Source organism: Halobacillus sp. ABR2_026 (genome assembly GCF_056158545.1).
In genome coordinates this window covers 1,957,117-1,973,902 of the sequence record NZ_JBSWTM010000001.1, presented here as the reverse complement: position 1 = coordinate 1,973,902, position 16,786 = coordinate 1,957,117, and the positions used below count along the sequence as shown (strand labels likewise).

General features: G+C 42.5%; 19 protein-coding genes and 1 pseudogene. 17 read left to right on the top strand and 3 right to left on the bottom strand.

What is annotated here, in order from left to right:
* Nucleotides 1–62: 62 nt before the first annotated feature.
* From ACXADE_RS10185 to ACXADE_RS10170, 4 genes are all read left to right on the top strand, one after another.
* A complete protein-coding gene (locus ACXADE_RS10185) occupies nucleotides 63–1,145 on the top strand; it encodes a type III polyketide synthase (protein WP_474980361.1) in 1,083 nt (360 codons plus the stop codon).
* Between the two features lies 1 nt (nucleotide 1,146).
* Nucleotides 1,147–1,656, top strand: a complete 510-nt coding sequence (locus ACXADE_RS10180; RefSeq protein WP_474980360.1) for an isoprenylcysteine carboxyl methyltransferase family protein — start codon at nucleotides 1,147–1,149, stop codon at nucleotides 1,654–1,656.
* A 90-nt stretch (nucleotides 1,657–1,746) separates the two neighbouring features.
* On the top strand, nucleotides 1,747–1,920 hold the full coding sequence (locus tag ACXADE_RS10175) for a hypothetical protein (RefSeq protein WP_474980359.1): 174 nt from the start codon (nucleotides 1,747–1,749) through the stop codon (nucleotides 1,918–1,920).
* Nucleotides 1,921–2,064: 144 nt separating this feature from the next.
* Nucleotides 2,065–2,352, top strand: coding sequence for a DUF6123 family protein (locus ACXADE_RS10170; protein WP_474980358.1), 288 nt, complete (start codon nucleotides 2,065–2,067; stop codon nucleotides 2,350–2,352).
* Between the two features lie 60 nt (nucleotides 2,353–2,412).
* Here ACXADE_RS10170 and ACXADE_RS10165 read toward each other — a convergent pair.
* From ACXADE_RS10165 to ACXADE_RS10155, 3 genes and pseudogenes are all read right to left on the bottom strand, one after another.
* A pseudogene (locus ACXADE_RS10165) lies at nucleotides 2,413–2,772 on the bottom strand (ribonuclease HI family protein); the annotation flags it as partial.
* Between the two features lie 15 nt (nucleotides 2,773–2,787).
* Nucleotides 2,788–3,465 carry a queuosine precursor transporter gene (locus ACXADE_RS10160; RefSeq protein WP_474980357.1) on the bottom strand — a complete coding sequence of 226 codons (678 nt, stop codon included), beginning with the start codon at nucleotides 3,463–3,465 and terminating at the stop codon, nucleotides 2,788–2,790.
* 539 nt (nucleotides 3,466–4,004) lie between these two features.
* On the bottom strand, nucleotides 4,005–4,205 hold the full coding sequence (locus tag ACXADE_RS10155) for a cold-shock protein (RefSeq protein WP_035504999.1): 201 nt from the start codon (nucleotides 4,203–4,205) through the stop codon (nucleotides 4,005–4,007).
* A gap of 302 nt (nucleotides 4,206–4,507) precedes the next feature.
* Here ACXADE_RS10155 and ACXADE_RS10150 point away from each other — a divergent pair, with 302 nt between their 5' ends.
* The 13 genes from ACXADE_RS10150 to ACXADE_RS10090 all read left to right on the top strand — a co-directional run bounded on the left by ACXADE_RS10150 (nucleotide 4,508) and on the right by ACXADE_RS10090 (nucleotide 16,745).
* On the top strand, nucleotides 4,508–6,178 hold the full coding sequence (locus ACXADE_RS10150) for a formate--tetrahydrofolate ligase (RefSeq protein ID WP_474982219.1): 1,671 nt from the start codon (nucleotides 4,508–4,510) through the stop codon (nucleotides 6,176–6,178).
* A gap of 86 nt (nucleotides 6,179–6,264) precedes the next feature.
* Nucleotides 6,265–7,119, top strand: coding sequence for a DUF72 domain-containing protein (locus ACXADE_RS10145; protein WP_474980356.1), 855 nt, complete (start codon nucleotides 6,265–6,267; stop codon nucleotides 7,117–7,119).
* A gap of 9 nt (nucleotides 7,120–7,128) precedes the next feature.
* Nucleotides 7,129–7,740, top strand: coding sequence for an HD domain-containing protein (locus tag ACXADE_RS10140; protein WP_474980355.1), 612 nt, complete (start codon nucleotides 7,129–7,131; stop codon nucleotides 7,738–7,740).
* Nucleotides 7,727–8,686, top strand: coding sequence for a thymidylate synthase (locus ACXADE_RS10135; RefSeq protein WP_474980354.1), 960 nt, complete (start codon nucleotides 7,727–7,729; stop codon nucleotides 8,684–8,686). The genes ACXADE_RS10140 and ACXADE_RS10135 overlap by 14 nt, the downstream gene beginning before the upstream one ends.
* Before the next feature lie 102 nt (nucleotides 8,687–8,788).
* Nucleotides 8,789–9,283 carry a dihydrofolate reductase gene (locus ACXADE_RS10130; protein ID WP_474980353.1) on the top strand — a complete coding sequence of 165 codons (495 nt, stop codon included), beginning with the start codon at nucleotides 8,789–8,791 and terminating at the stop codon, nucleotides 9,281–9,283.
* Nucleotides 9,283–9,888 carry a molybdenum cofactor guanylyltransferase gene (gene mobA / locus ACXADE_RS10125; protein WP_474980352.1) on the top strand — a complete coding sequence of 202 codons (606 nt, stop codon included), beginning with the start codon at nucleotides 9,283–9,285 and terminating at the stop codon, nucleotides 9,886–9,888. The genes ACXADE_RS10130 and mobA overlap by 1 nt, the downstream gene beginning before the upstream one ends.
* Before the next feature lie 117 nt (nucleotides 9,889–10,005).
* A complete protein-coding gene (locus ACXADE_RS10120; protein WP_474980351.1) occupies nucleotides 10,006–10,182 on the top strand; it encodes a twin-arginine translocase TatA/TatE family subunit in 177 nt (58 codons plus the stop codon).
* Nucleotides 10,183–10,223: 41 nt separating this feature from the next.
* A complete protein-coding gene (tatA, locus tag ACXADE_RS10115; protein ID WP_089652525.1) occupies nucleotides 10,224–10,412 on the top strand; it encodes a twin-arginine translocase TatA/TatE family subunit in 189 nt (62 codons plus the stop codon).
* 78 nt (nucleotides 10,413–10,490) lie between these two features.
* On the top strand, nucleotides 10,491–11,246 hold the full coding sequence (gene tatC / locus ACXADE_RS10110; RefSeq protein ID WP_474980350.1) for a twin-arginine translocase subunit TatC: 756 nt from the start codon (nucleotides 10,491–10,493) through the stop codon (nucleotides 11,244–11,246).
* 160 nt (nucleotides 11,247–11,406) lie between these two features.
* Complete coding sequence (locus ACXADE_RS10105; RefSeq protein WP_474980349.1) at nucleotides 11,407–11,625, top strand: YozE family protein; 219 nt, start codon at nucleotides 11,407–11,409, stop codon at nucleotides 11,623–11,625.
* Nucleotides 11,626–11,640: 15 nt separating this feature from the next.
* Entirely contained in the window at nucleotides 11,641–12,795 is a 1,155-nt protein-coding gene (locus ACXADE_RS10100; protein WP_474980348.1) for an exonuclease SbcCD subunit D, read from the top strand.
* 2 nt (nucleotides 12,796–12,797) lie between these two features.
* Nucleotides 12,798–15,911, top strand: coding sequence for an AAA family ATPase (locus ACXADE_RS10095; protein ID WP_474980347.1), 3,114 nt, complete (start codon nucleotides 12,798–12,800; stop codon nucleotides 15,909–15,911).
* Nucleotides 15,912–16,058: 147 nt separating this feature from the next.
* Nucleotides 16,059–16,745, top strand: coding sequence for a uracil-DNA glycosylase (locus tag ACXADE_RS10090; protein WP_474980346.1), 687 nt, complete (start codon nucleotides 16,059–16,061; stop codon nucleotides 16,743–16,745).
* Nucleotides 16,746–16,786 lie beyond the last annotated feature (41 nt).

Below are 16,786 nucleotides of genomic sequence, written 5' to 3'. Positions count from 1 at the left end.
TTCGTCACCGTTTGTCATACTTTCTTCTTTTTCTGAGCATAGTAAGAAAAAGGAGGATGAATATGCCCTACATACTTTCTTCTGGCACTCAATGTGCTGAATTCGCTTATAGCCAAAAAGATGTCCAATCCCATGTTTATGATTTATTTCCTATGCAGGAACATGAAAAGAAGAGACTTTTTCCTATCTTCGAACACGCGACTATTGACAGAAGACAGTTTGCTGCGCCTCTGGATTGGTTCCAGATAGAGCACGGTCTGGAAGAGAGAAATAATCTATATCATAAAAAAGCACTTTCCTATAGTTTACAAGCGGTGAGGACATGTCTGAGGGAACCTCTTATTGGAGATTCGATCCCAATAGAAAGCATTGATCACATCATTTTTGTTTCCTCCACGGGGATTTCGACACCGACGCTTGACGCCTATTTGATGAATGAACTGGGATGCAAAGAAGAAACCCGAAGAATGCCATTGTTTGGCCTGGGTTGCGCTGGAGGTACGAGTGGAATCGCCAAGGCTTATGAGTGGCTCATCGGTCACCCGGATCAAAATGTTCTCGTCGTCTGTGTGGAACTCTGCAGCCTAACTTTTCAAATGAATGATACCAGCGTAAGTAATTTCGTAGGTACGGCTCTGTTCGGTGATGGAGCATCTGCCGTCCTTGTAGCGGGTGACCGTTCGCCTTTATTAGAGCGAAAGTCCCAACCGCTTCCTGCTATCTTAAATGCCTATACAAAGACAAAAAAAGATAGTACGGATGTGATGGGATGGAGAGTTGTGGATTCAGGCTTTGAAGTAATTTTTAATAAGAGCATTCCACGTCTGGTGAAGAATTTTTGGAAAGACCATGTCCAGGAGGTCACCCTCGAAAATGGATGGCAGGTAAAAGAGTTACCCTTTATAGTCGCCCATCCTGGAGGGAGGAAGGTTATAGAAGCCTATGAAGAAGTATTTGACCTGGCAGAAGATGCGTTGAAACTCTCCCGGCAAGTCTTGAGGGAACACGGAAATATGTCTTCCCCAACCGTCCAGTTTGTCCTGCACGAAGTATTAAAAACAACACATGATAAAGGGACAAAATCATTCATGACTTCTCTAGGTCCTGGTTTCAGTTCAGAAATTGTCAGTTTGGAGTGGAAGTGAAATGGAAGTATTATTATGGATGATCCTCGCATTGATCGTATTACAAAGGTTAGGAGAACTTGCTCTCGCGGATAAAAACCGGAAGTGGATGATTGAAAATGGGGCTAAAGAGTGGGGACAGGGACACTATTTCCTGTTCATTCTCCTGCACAGTTTCTTTTTTATAAGCATTATCATCGAATTCATGTGGACGCCCTTTATCCAAGAGTCATTCTTTTACGGAGCTTTTAGTGCGTTCATCGTCCTACAAGTCCTGAGAATCGTCTGTATTCGGACGCTTGGGAAGAGGTGGAATACAAGAATTCTCGTACTGCCGGATGAGCAGCCAATCCGAAAAGGGATTTATCGGTATGTCAAACATCCGAATTACGTGATCGTGTTTTTGGAGTTAATGATCATTCCCATCCTATTTCATGCTTATTTGACGGCTTTGGTCTTTCCTTTTCTGCACCTACTTGTCCTCACTGTACGCCTTCCCGCTGAAGAAAGGGCTCTTCAGGAACGTACCTAAGGTCTATAAAACCATTGCGGGATATGAAAATGTCTGATAATATTCTAATTAGAAATGAAATTCATTTTCAATTAGAAAGGTGAGAGCGATATGGTCCTGTTCATCCTACTGACGGTCGCTGTTTACAGTAGTTTGATGATTTACCTTTTAGCCAAAATTGGAAGTGCACCTGCCCAAACCGTTATGAATGTATTCAGATTGAAAGACCAGGGTTCTCATTTTCAACATAAAAAACGTTATGAGAAAACCATCTCAGCCAGGTGAATCCACCTGGTTTTTTTATGAATAAGAATACTATTCCTTCAAGAACAATACCATAACAAATTCCCGAGGGGGTTGTTTATTTGTTATGATAGAGAAAAATGTCTGAAATACATACCTTTGTACGGGGGGAGTTAGGGGAGTTTTATGGATAGAAATGCATTGGCCTATTTTTTGGAGGACCTGTGGAGTAAAGGATTCAAATTGAGCGATGAAGATGTGCAATTCATCTATTTTGGCAAGAACTCTTCCAATGCGCCGGAATGGAAAACGATCATCGCCGTCAATATGACATTGAAAATCCAACAAACGTTTGATCCGAGTTTTTATATAAGTATATTGGAACTCATATCCTCTCCATCTATCACCAGTAAAAGAAAAGCATATGAAACCATTGAAGAGCAGCTTTCGATCGCGAAAGCTACAGGGAAATGAGAAAACCCAGATCATCATTGATCTGGGTTTGTTTCTGCCTGCAGGCATCTCTCTTGCTAGCCGGTCTGCATTTTTATTCTTTTTATCCGGGATCCATTTGTAAAATACATAGGAAAAGCTTTCTTCCAACTGCAGGATCTGTTCGTACAACGGACGGAACTTTAGATTTTTCGTATAACGCTTATCCATAGTATCGACGGCTATTTTTGAATCCGATCGAATCGAGATAATTTCACCTGGGTGATTGTCTCTGCAAATTTCCAGTGCACGTATGATCGCGAGAAATTCTGCTTCATGGTTTGACCATGTGCCTAAATAATATTGATATTCCTCTGCTTGCTGGTTTTTTTTAATGACAATACCTGCTGCGCTTGGACCTGGATCCCCGCTGCAAGCTGCATCTGTGTATACTTCCAACATGGATCATGAACCCCCTCAATCTGATTTCGGCATTTTTTTGGCTAGATAAAAGAATGGTGTATCTAATGCCGCGACGATGAATTTGATTATATAGGTCGTCATGAAAATTTCAACCCAAACATCAAAAGGATAAACACCGAAGAAGGCGATCGAGCAAAAGATGGTAGTATCCAACAGCTGACTGATCATTGTACTTCCATTATTCCTGATCCACAGGGCACCATCAGAAGGGAAAAGACCCTTTAATTTGGTATAAAGCCAAACATCAAAATACTGACTGATAATATAGGCTAGCATACTGCCGACAGCAATTCTTGGCACTAACCCAAATAACGTTTGGAGTGCCGGCTGGGCGATATCGTTTTCACCTGATTGAAAAACGATAGCAAACTGCATGATGACCGTCATGATGATTAATGTTGAAAATCCCATCCAAACAGCTTTCCGAGCATCTTTTTTTCCATATTTCTCATTAAGGATGTCAGTGGCTAAGAACGCTGTCCCATACATGATATTACCTAAGGTCGCATTCAACCCGAACATCTCTACAGTTTTGACCACTTGAATGTTCGCAAGAACGGTAGACATTCCGATCCATACGAATAAACCTGCTTTTCCAAACATCCGATAGATGACAAGGATCAAACCGAAATTGATTAGTGCAAATATAATCCATAATAGTTCGTTACTCATCGTATTTCCTCCTTAGTTTTGATATCGCGGGAGTTTACGAACCGCGGGTAAATAGAACCAACAGCGATCCATTATACGATGGTACGAGCCATTTGACAAGAATGACTTCTCTTATTCAATAATGTGGCAGGATTGGGGAAGACACAATTCCCAGATGTTATTGGGATTCGTTGCCTTAATTGACGTTACGGGTGGTCGGGAAATTACTCGCATTCTGGCGCGTCAGTGGTATGCTTCCTCGGACTATTTCCTGCGGAATATCGCCAATCTCTTTCTCCTAAGGGAGTCTCGCAGCTTCCCAATCATTCCATTCGATATACGTATGAAATGACACCTTGCCGAATATAAAAATTTTTAATAAATCATGATAAGAAAAAGTTTAAGAATGAAACCCTGCACAACGCTTTCACCCGAAAGCGAGTGATTCCCCGCAGCCCCCCCACACATCAAAAGTATCGAAACGGCGTCTTAGAAGGCTTGTTTGTCTTTAGTGGAAAAAGAAAAAGCAATCTCCGGAGAGATTGCTTTTGATTAATCATTTATTCTTTCACAACGTTCGCAGCTTGTGGGCCACGGTCGCCTTCTACGATTTCGAATGTAACGGCTTGACCTTCTTCAAGGGACTTGAAGCCTTCTTCTTGGATAGCAGAGAAGTGTACGAATACATCGTTTCCACCCTCAACTTGAATGAAACCATAGCCCTTTTCAGCGTTAAACCATTTTACTGTACCATTTTGCATGATTTGTTCCTCCTAAATCTTGCACGTAACACGTGGAAATTACAAACAGCAGACCGAAAAAAACCTCATAGAAGCACGGAACAATAAATTCCGAAGCACTTCTATGAGGAGTTACCTGTCATTTATGTTTCCGATCTTCTTATTTGCTTATTCCCAATATATCGTATGAAAAAATATGCGTCAACAACTTGAAGGCAATCGTTTTTATGAATTTGTAACCGCTTCATCAGATGGAATACTATAACTCTTAGGGAGAGTCAGGTACAATGTTAGAAGATACATATGGAAAGGAACGATCTGCTATGAAATCAGATATTGAAATCGCTTTGGATGCTGAATTAAAACCGATCCGTGATATTGCTGAAAAGATGGGCCTCTCTGAAGAAGACTGGGAACCTTATGGTCATTATAAAGCAAAGTTGTCGGACCAATTGCTTAATAAGCTCGCAGACCGCCCAAAAGGCAAAATCATCCTTACCACATCGATTAATCCAACTCCTGCCGGCGAGGGGAAATCAACGGTTACAGTGGGATTAGGACAAGCTCTTAACAAAATTGGGCAGCGGGCCGTTATCGCTCTTCGAGAACCTTCCCTTGGACCTACAATGGGAATCAAAGGAGGAGCTGCCGGCGGTGGATACTCACAGGTTGTCCCTATGCAGGATATCAATTTACACTTTACAGGAGATATCCATGCGATTACATCTGCCAATAATGCGCTGTCTGCTTTTATTGATAACCATATCCATCATGGGAATGAATTGAATTTTGATCCGCGAAGAATTGCTTGGAAACGTGTCATGGATTTGAATGACCGGGCCCTTCGTGAAGTGATTGTAGGTCTTGGCGGTCCAGTTAAAGGGATCCCGCGGGAAGATGGATTCAATATCACCGTAGCTTCTGAAATCATGGCCATTCTTTGTCTGGCTAAAGACCTTGCAGATATGAAGAAGCGGCTGGCAGATATTTTGATCGGTTATACATATGATAAGAAGCCGATTTATGTTAAACAATTAGGAGTGGAAGGGGCACTTACACTTCTATTGAAAGATGCCATCAAGCCGAATCTGGTCCAGACGATTGAAAATACACCTGCACTCATTCATGGAGGGCCTTTTGCGAATATCGCACATGGCTGCAATAGTGTTATGGCCACAAATCTTGCAGCCAAACTAGGCGATTATGTCGTGACAGAGGCAGGATTCGGTGCGGATCTTGGAGCCGAGAAGTTTTTAGATATTAAAACAAGGGCGGGTGATCTGGAACCTGATGCTGTCGTTATCGTTGCAACGGTCAGAGCCTTAAAGATGCACGGTGGAGTTCATAAGGACCAGTTGGAACATGAAAATGTCGATGCCTTGGTCGCAGGCATGGGGAACTTAAAAAAACATATGGAAACGATCCAGCATTATGGCGTTCCCTTTTCTGTGGCCATTAACCGATTCCCGTCGGATACAGACAGGGAGATAAAGGCCTTGACTCAATGGTGCGAGAGTCAGGGGACGGACGTTTCACTGACGAATGTACATGCTGAAGGTGGTGACGGGGGTGTAGATCTTGCACGAAAAGTCATCGAATTGTGTGAAGAGAAAACCGCTCCTATGACTTATATTTATAATCTGGAAGACTCACTCGAAGAAAAAATCAATTCCATTGCCAGTAAAGTGTATGGAGCTGATGGGGTTGATTTTTCATCACGTGCGAGGAAACAAATGAAGAACATGGCCGATCTTGGGTATAGTCAAATGCCTGTATGTATGGCGAAGACTCAATACTCCTTGTCTGATGACCCAGCGGAAAGAGGACGCCCGGAAAACTTCAGAATCACTGTAAGGGAAGTCTACCCTTCGGTAGGAGCAGGGTTTATCGTAGCTCTTACAGGGGACGTAATGACGATGCCGGGGCTACCAAAGAAACCGGCTGCTTTACGCATGGATGTCGATGAAAAAGGAACTATCAAGGGTTTGTTTTAGGCTGATATCCGTTCTCCGTTATCCTTTCACTTGAGGTCGGTAATGGAACACAATTATTTATTTGACAATTGCAAGGAGGTTTAACCGTGTCCATTCGTATAGGTTTGACAGGGTGGGGGGACCATCCTTCCTTATATTCTGATCAGACGAAATCAGAAGGGAAACTGGCAGCATACGCCTCCCACTTTCCTGTTGTTGAAGTGGATACAGCTTTTTATGCTATTCAACCTGTATCGCGTTATGAGAAATGGTTGAAAGAGACTCCTGATACCTTTTCATTTGTTATCAAAGCCTTTTCACAACTGACGGGACATGATCGGGAGTCAAGAAGTGTGCAGGAAGCGAAGGATTTGATGAAGAGATATGAAGAATCCATTCAACCCGTTTGGGAAAGGGGGCAAGTGAACGCATTGCTCTTTCAGTTTCCACCCTGGTTTGATGTACGTAAAGAGAATATTCGAAAGCTTCGTTACATCCGTGAGTGGATGGAGAAGTATCCTCTTGCTCTTGAGTTCAGGAACAGGACTTGGTTCCAAAAGGGATATTATGATCAAACCCTCTCTTTTATGAAAGACCAGCAATGGATCCATAGCATTTGTGACGAACCTCAAGCAGGTGAAGGTTCTGTACCGCGAGTGCTGGTACCTACTCACCCTGAAAAAACACTCGTCCGGTTTCACGGGCGTAATGTACATGGGTGGAATAAAAATGGACGAGAAGACTGGCGGAAAGTCCGGTTTCTTTACAGATACAACGAAGAGGAACTACAGGAATGGAAGGACCAGGCACTGAAGCTTGAACAACAAACACCTGAAGTCACGCTTCTGTTCAACAACAATTCAGGCGGGGATGCCGCAGACAACGCCAAACAAATGCAGGAGCTGCTGGATATCAAGTATGAAGATCTCAACCCTCGTCAAATGGACCTGTTTAATTTTTAGGAGGATACTATGAGAAAAGAACAAGCACTGGAGGAAATCAAAGGGTATGTCCATAAGGTGTTCAAGGGTGATGCTGGCGGTCATGATGATTTGCACATGGATCGTGTGGCTCGATCGGCGAAAGCCATCGCTATTTCTGAAGGGGAAGACCCTTTTTTCGCGGAAGTAGCAGCACTCTTGCACGATATAGGAGATCACAAATTATTTGAAAATCCTGAAGACATGCTCCGTGAAAGAGACGATCTTCTAGTGAGCTTAGGACTTTCCGATACGGAAGTTCAACTCATCGACGAGGCCATTTACACTGTATCTTTTTCAAAAAAGGTTGTCCCTCGCTCGAAATTAGGTGAAATTATTCAGGACGCCGACAGGTTGGATGCTATCGGAGCGGTAGGTATTGCAAGAACCTTTGCTTACGGTGGAACGATCCAGCAGCCAATCTATTCAAGGGATGGCGGAGGTTCGATCAACCATTTTCATGAGAAGCTGTTGAAGATCCAGGCTTTGATGAATACAGTCACTGGAAAGAAAGAAGCAGAAAGACGTCATAAATTTATGGTTAAATATCTAGAGGAGTTTCAACGAGAATGCGGGAAGGAGATCAGAGATGTCACAAAATGAACAAACGTACTTGAACTTATGTGAACATGTTTTAAAAGAAGGGAATAAGAAAGAAGATCGGACAGGAACAGGAACGAAATCTATATTTGGTTATCAGATGAGGTTTGACTTGAAAGAGGGATTCCCGCTCATGACTACGAAGCGTGTACCTTTCAAGCTGATTGCAAGCGAACTGTTATGGTTTTTGAAAGGTGACACGAATATTCGTTTTTTATTACAGCATAACAATAATATTTGGAATGAGTGGGCTTTTCAGAAATGGGTGGAAAGTGAAGATTACGATGGTCCGGACATGACTGACTTTGGCCTCCGCAGCCAGAAGGATGAAACGTTTAAAGATCAGTACAAAGAACAGATGAACCGCTTCAAGGAGAAAATTTTAAACGACGATGCTTTTGCCGGAAAATTTGGGGATCTTGGGGCTGTGTATGGAAAGCAGTGGAGAGAATGGAAGACTAGCAGAGGCCAGACCATCGACCAGCTTCAGCTGGTGATTGAGAACCTTAAGAAAAACCCTGACTCAAGGCGACATATCGTAACCGCATGGAATCCTGAAGACGTACCCTCGAATATGGCACTTCCGCCTTGCCATGCCCTTTTCCAATTTTACGTGACCGATGGAAAATTGTCCTGCCAGCTTTACCAAAGGAGTGGGGATATTTTCCTAGGAGTTCCGTTCAATATTGCCAGTTATGCCCTTTTGACCCATCTCATCGCTCATGAATGTGGACTTGAAGTCGGAGAATTCATTCACACTTTCGGAGATGCCCACATTTACAACAATCACATGAACCAAATAAAAGAACAATTGTCGAGAGAGCCAAAAGAGCTGCCAACCCTTGTTCTAAATCGAAACAAAGAGAGCATATTCGATTTTAATATGGAGGATATCACGATCGAAGGGTATGACCCACATCCAAGTATCAAAGCACCTGTAGCTGTTTAGTGGGGCTCCCTTTAGCTTATGGACAGATTCAAATAGAGTACGGAACGTAGAATGTGGCTTTTATCTTAAACAGAAGAAAACATATGGAGAGGTGAATCAACGATGATTTCTTTTATTTTTGCAATGGATAAAAACAGATTGATTGGAAAAGACAATGATTTGCCGTGGCATATCCCGAACGATTTTAAGTTCTTTAAAGACACGACTTGGGGTAAGACGATCATTATGGGAAGAAAGACATTTGAATCATTTGAAAAACCGTTACCTGAGAGAAAACATATTGTCATTACCAGCAATGAAAATTATGATCGTAAAGGTTGTGAAGTGATCCACTCCATAGATGACATTCTTCAAATGGAGAAGGATTACCCCGAGAACGAATGGTTTGTGATCGGTGGAAGTGTTCTATTTGAAAAAATGCTTCCATACGCAGATCGCATGTATTTAACCTACATTGATGCAAGCTTTGAAGGGGATACATATTTCCCTGCTTATGATGAGAGCATGTGGACCTTGCATTCGGAAACGAAAGGTTTAAAAGATGAGAAGAACCCGTACGATTATTATTTCCGTATTTATGATCGGGTGAAAAAATAATGCCCCCGAAAAACACATGCGGGGTGATTTTGAACGGGGGAGGTTCGACGAGGATGGGAAGGCCGAAGTCAACCTTACCATTTGGTCCTACCACGTCAATCGATCTTGTGGCTTCTACATTGGAACAGATAAGTGATGAAGTTGTGGTGAATCAGGAGCACCGAGGGCATGGGACCTACCGTATCATCCAGGATATTTATAAAGATGCAGGACCTCTTGCAGGGCTGCACGCCGTTGTGCAAGAATGTTCCTCCGATTGGTTCATCCTCTCCGCATGTGATACACCATTTGTAAATGCTTCCGTTTATGAGCATCTGCTCCTGCATGTGGAAGAATCGATTGATGCAGTCATCCCTATGTATGAAGGGCGGTATCAGCCGGTTTCAGGAATCTATCATGGAAGAATTTATGAAGCGCTGGATACCTACCTTTCCCAAGGTGGCAGAAAGGTCAGCCGTTTCTTCGATGAGATTCGTGTGAAAGTGGTTACAGATTACCCGGGTTTTTCGAAAAAAGATCTTTCTATGCATTTTTTTAATATGAATACGCCTGAAGAATATGAGCAAGCGGAGGAATGGTTTAAAAAGTGGAAAGGTGAGAAATAATAGCATAAATGGCTTTAAATGAGACTTTATTGTGAAAAATTTTTGCGTAGTTGTTTCTTTTCTTCTTAACCTCTTGTAAAATAAACATAAAGTACGTATTGAAGGCGGTGAATGGACATGCTGTCAAGTATCGGAATACCTGGACTGATTTTGATTCTGACCATTGCGTTAGTCATTTTCGGACCGAAAAAATTGCCCGAAATTGGGAAGGCTGCCGGAGAAACGTTGAAAGAATTTAAAAACTCGGCCCGTGATCTTACGAGCGATTCCAATGAAGAAAAAACGAATAAATAACATACGCGTTTACTAAGACATACCTAATGGAGTGATCGACCATGTTATCAAGTATCGGTGTACCCGGTCTCATTCTGATCTTAATCATCGCACTTGTCGTTTTCGGACCTTCGAAACTTCCTGAAATCGGGAAAGCATTCGGTAGTTCCCTTAAAGAATTCAAGAAAGCTACAGGAGACATCATGTCTGATGACGAAAGCAGTAAGACGGAAAAGAAAACCAAAGAATAAAATGAATAAAGAAGGTGTAAGGGAGAAACCCTTACATCTTCTTTTTGTCAGGCTCTTAACAGCCTGGAGGTGAAAATAATGACACAGCAGAACATGACACAAGATATTGAAATGAATGTCACCGACCATTTGAGTGAATTACGGAAAAGGGTATTATGGACATTAGCCTTTTTCATTACATTTTTTATCGTAGGCTTTATTTATGTGGAAAAAATTCAGTTGTTTTTTATCAAGGACCTCCCTTTTGAGTTGAATATGACGAGTCCAGGAGAAATCATATGGATTATTTTTACAATTGCAAGCCTTGTTGCAGTGGTAGGAACGCTCCCGATTTTATCGCTGCAGATCTGGTTGTTCGTTAAACCGGCATTAACTAAAAAGGAACGTCGGGTATCTCTTTCCTATGTACCTGCGATCTTTCTGCTGTTTCTGGCTGGTCTTACTTTTGGATATATTGTTTTTGTACAGCTGATTCTGCCTTTCCTACTATCCTTAAACAATGGAATGTTCAATGAGATTTATACAGTCGAAAGGTATTTTAGATTTCTGTTCCGGGTGACCATTCCATTTGCAGTCTTATTCGAAATACCGATCATCATCATGTTTTTGACGAGCCTTGGAATTGTCAACCCTGTTTTTCTAGTCAAAGTTCGAAAATATGCCTATTTCATTTTGATCATTATCGGTACAATCATTTCACCACCGGATTTTATTCTTCAATTGGTGGTTGCGGTTCCATTGATCATCTTATATGAAGTAAGTATCGTATTATCAAGAATTGTCTATCGCAAAAAACTGGATAATCACAAGGAATTCATGGAGTCAGATGAATAATTGAAATAAAAGGTCCAGAGATGCGTATCTCTGGACCTTTTATTTGCCTCTCTATTTTTGAGGCGGCCATTACAATTCTGCTCTTCCATAACTATCTTTTGCTGTTGGGGCTGGAACATGATAAAAATAATGTAGGAATATACGAGGAGGAACATTACTCATGAGGTCTTTTTACCATTATATGATGAGATACAGAGGCAATAAAAAGAATGATGAAGAAAAGCAGTTGGCGGAGTGGATGTTTGATGACCATAGTTTCCCGAAGCAAGCGAAATCCTATGATGAAATCAGCTCTTATCTGGAGTGGAACGCCCCTTTTCCTTCAGCTTTGTCCATTTTTGATCAATTGTACGAACAATACAAAATTGAAGAAGAATAATAGAAAGGTGATGGCATGAAAATACTTCACACGGCCGATTGGCACTTGGGGAAGATTGTGAACTATGTACATATGACGGAAGATCAGCGCTATATTTTGCAGCAATTTCTTGAAATCGTGGAAAAAGAGGAACCTGATGTCATTATTATTGCAGGGGATCTATATGATCGATCTATTCCACCTAAGCAGGCGGTAGAACTATTGAACGATACCTTGACAACACTGATTAATGATTACCACATTCCAGTTCTTGCAATATCAGGGAACCATGATAGTCCGGATCGCTTAGAATTTGGAAGTCAAATGTTTAGGAAACAAGGGCTGTTTCTGGATACGAAGTTACAAAAAAATAGGGAACCCATCACATTATACGACAAAGATGGACCTGTTCACTTTCATTTAATTCCTTATTTGGAACCGGCAGAAGTTGCCCTTGTCTTCGAAGACGAAGAAATCAAAACGCATCAACAGGCAGCAGAAGTTTTGATAGAGGATATCAAAACTCGGTTTAATATGGATGAACGTCACGTTTGGATCGGTCATTCCTTTCTTGCAGGCGGGATGGAATCTGAATCAGAAGAACGCCTGTCGATGATTGGCGGGAGTCCTTATGTAGACGCGCATCTGTTCAATGAATTCTCTTATGTCGCCCTTGGGCACCTTCACCAGCCTCAGCGTGTAACCGCCGATCATATCAGATATAGTGGATCCATTTTGAAGTATTCATTTTCTGAAGCTAATCATGCAAAATCGGTTACATCCCTCACATTGGACAAAGAAGGGATGAGCGGTTGGGACAAGCTGCCCTTGTCCCCATTGAGGGATTTCCAAGTCATAGAAGGCTATTTTGAAGATTTATTAACAGGGGAGGCTGCTGCTAAGGCTGAAAACTATTTACACGTGCGGCTCCTAGATGACGGTCAGCTTGTCGATCCTATGGGGAAACTCAGGAAAGTGTATCCGAATATTCTTCACCTGGAGAGACAACGCTCAAAAACGAACCTGCAAATGGAAGAGCTGCAGGAAGTGAAAAAACGACAGAAACTTTCGCATGCAGACCTATTCTCCTCCTTCTATGAAGACATTAAAGGAGAGCCCATCTCAAAGGAACGGAAAGAAATGATCGATCAGGCGATTGATCAACTGAAACAATCGGACAGGGGGCAATAATAATGAAGGCTCTAACTCTTACAATGACAGCTTTCGGTCCTTATCGTGATCGTCAAACGGTCGATTTCACAACGTTAGGCGAAGAATCGATTTTTTTGATTACGGGACCTACAGGGGCAGGGAAAACGACCATTTTTGATGCCATGTGTTTTGCCCTCTATGGACGGGCAAGCGGAAGTGACCGGGACCAGGACTCAATGCGAAGCCATTTTGCAGAGGCTGGAGAACCTACGTTTGTTGAATTCGCGTTTGAATTGCGTGGGAAAACCTATCGCGTTGTACGTATGCCTAAACAATATAGAAAAAAGGAACGCGGAGAAGGATGGAAGGAAGATCCTGCCCGTGCTGAATTTTATATCGTCCAAGGTGGCGAAGAAAAATTGGTCGCTTCCAAAATCATGGAAGTGAATGATCACATTGAAGAAATACTTGGACTGGATTATGAGCAATTTCGAAAGATGATTATGATTCCACAAGGAGAATTTCGTAGGTTGATTTCCGAGAATAGTAAGGAGAGGGAAGAAATCCTGCAGCGGATCTTCAAAACTGAATTCTTCGCAAAGCTTACCGACCACTTTAGAAAACAGTCAAAAGAATTGGAAGCAGAAATTCATCAATTCGAATGGAAAATCTCTCAGGAAAAAGAACGGATTGCCTGGGGAGAGGATGCGGACGAAGATATAGAAAACTGTGATGTATCCAAGTTTGTGGAACGATTGAAGGAACGGATCAATCATCAAACACAGATGGCTTCAGAGGAAAAGAAATATGAGAAGCAACTGCAGCAAACAACAGAACAATTGAACAATCAATATTTCAATGCTAAACAGCTCCTAGACCTTTTTGAAGAAAGAGATCAGTTGGCAGAAGAAAACAAGCGTCTTGAAAAGCAGTCCTCAAAGATCCAGGCACTTAGGAAAGAGTTCGAGGAGGCTAAAAATGCGGCTGAAGTACGCCCCGTTCAAACTCAGTACAAGGAGAGAAAAGCTGAGCTGAAAAATCTTCTGGAACGTCAAAAAGATAGACAGGAAACCTATGAACGTATAAAAGCTGATTTTAAGAAAATAGAGAAAGACTACCATAAAGAATCGGAGAAGGAAGAATTTCGAAGCCGATTAAAGGAATCCTGGCAGCAGAAGCTGAAAGAAAAGGAGCATTTAGAGGATTATTTGAAAAAGAATAAGGAACTTCAGGTGCTGGAAAAAAAGATTGAAGCCCATCACCGTTCGTTCTCAAAACTGCAGGAAGCTGAACAGAACATCCGTAAAGATACTTCCTGGATGAAGGAAAAATTGAAAGAGGAAAGATCTCTGAGGGAAGCAGCATTTGAAAACAAGCAAACTTACCAATCTCTAAAAGCAAAGAAAGAACAGCTGGACAGGGTTAGGCAGGAATGGTCCAAACTGGAGGATCTCCGTACTCGGTACCATTCTGTTTCCAAGCAGTATCAGGAAAAAAAGCTAAAGTTTGAGTCGACCAGGAATGCTTATGAAAACGCCCTGGAAGAGATCAGGAAACACCACGCCTATACCCTTTCTCTGCATTTAAATGAAGGCGAGTCCTGTCCGGTGTGTGGATCCTCTGAGCATCCTGATGTGGCAGAACAGCCGGCCGGAGTGAAAAGTGGAGAAGAAGTGGAGCGGTTAAAAGAACATTTTAAATATACAGAACAGCAAATGGAGAAAGAACAGGACCGAATCCTTCAAGTGAAATCAGAAGGCGAAGCACAACGGCAGTGGATTGAAAGCATTTGGAACAGCTTAGATTCAGAAGAGAAGTTGTCTGAAGATGCACTACACTCAGCAGAGAAACATACCAAAAGCGAGATAGAGAAAGTTTATGATATATATAGTGAGCTTGAAGTCAAGATTGAGGAAATCCAGTCCATTGAGAATAAACTGGAGGATATGGATCAAAGACTTGCATCGGTAGCGGAAGAAAAGGAAACCCTTCAGCAGAAGATTGCAGAAAGTCAGCAGGAGCAGATGAAAAGAAAAACAGAAATAGCTGCCCTTGAAGAAAACCTTCCTTCCCAGACGGTTGACTCCAATACATTGGTTCAGGAAGCTGAGCAGTTGGAGCGTCAATATAAAGAGGCCCAACAGAACTGGAGAGAGATTCAAACCTCGTATCAAGCGAAGCGCGATGAGTGGCAGAAAATAAAAACAGCCTTAGAAGAGGGCGAGCAGTACTTGAAACAAACGGAACAAAACGTGGAACAGAGGAAAATAAAATTTGATCAAACGCTTGTTCAATATTCTTTTGATTCTGTTCAAGAGTATGAATCAGCACTGAGAGAATCTCAGCAGCTGGCCAACATGGAGTCGGACATTCAACAGCACCAGCAAAGAGTCCATATTGTTGAGGAGCGCCTGAAAGAATTGGCTCAAAGATTGGAATCAAAAGAGAAGCCTGACCTTTCTACGCTCCATGAACAATTGGAAGAGGTTCAAAAGCAATGGGAGGAACAACGGGAAGTCGTAAACCATCTCCAATATTCCCTGAATCAAAATGTAACGGTCCTGGACAATATTCAGAAACTGATGGAGGAGCAGGGGGAACTCGCCTCCAGATATTATGATATCGCTGAGTTAGCTCAAATTGCCACGGGGGATAACCACCTTCGGCTTTCATTGGAAAGATATGTACTTGCTTCCTATTTGGATGAAATACTCATTCAGGCCAACCTCCGCCTGGATCAAATGACTGACCACCGCTATCAGCTGGTCAGAAGCGATTCTGTAGCTAAACGGGGAGCACAAAGCGGATTGGACCTAGAAGTAGTCGATCATCATACAGGGCTGCAGCGTTCAGTACGAACACTCTCTGGAGGAGAAGGATTCAAGACTTCATTGAGTCTTGCTTTGGGCATGGCTGATGTCGTGCAGGCCCATGCAGGAGGAGTCCAATTGGATACCCTGTTCATTGATGAAGGTTTTGGAACATTAGACGATCTATCACTGGAGCAAGCGATCGGGTGTCTCAGGAGTCTTCAAGATGGAAACCGGATGCTCGGTATCATTTCACATGTCCAGCAGTTGAAAGAGGAAATACCTGCGAAGCTGCAAATACAATCCGGCCCACAAGGGTCGCAAGTAGAGTTTGTATTTCAATGATCATGCAGAATAGACAAACGTCAACAGGAATCAACAAATTAAGAGGAAGGGTTCAAGGTCCGATGAAAGAGGATTGTCATATTATGCGCTTACCCGGGAAATATTGCCCTGAATTTAAAGAGGACAAGGAAAGGGGAAGGAGAGAGTATGCACCAACTCAAAAGTGATTGGTCCGATATATTGGAACCGGAATTTACGAAATCTTATTTCAAAATCTTGGAGGATAAAATTCGTTCAGAATATCACCAATATTCCATTCATCCTTCGTATGATGATATTTTCGCAGCCTTTGAGTCTACTCCATATGCAGAAGCGAAGGTGGTCATATTAGGCCAGGATCCTTATCATGGACATGATCAAGCCCATGGTTTCAGTTTTTCAGTCCGACCTGATAAAGCTCTTCCGCCGTCACTGCGTAATATTTACAAGGAGCTAGAAGAAGACCTGGGCATCGGATCTCCGGGTCACGGGGATCTTCGTTCCTGGGCAGCGCAGGGGGTTCTCCTACTAAATGATGTGCTAACAGTCAGGGAAGGGGAAGCGAATTCCCATCGAGGCCTTGGGTGGGAGAGATTCACTGATGCGGCCGTACACGCATTGAATGAGAGAGAGACCCCACTTGTTTTCTTTTTATGGGGCCGGCATGCTCAAAAAAAAGGGGATATGATCGACCGCGGGAAACATTTAGTGATTACTTCGCCACACCCGAGTCCATTGGCTGCCCATCGTGGTTTTTTTGGAAGCCGTCCATTTTCTCAGGCGAATGCTTTCTTAGAGGAAAATCGCATAGAACCAGTGGATTGGTCTCTGCCTCTGAAGAATGGTAGGCAATGAGCCCAAACCAGTTGGAAAATGGGGCATATGCTAGAGTATTC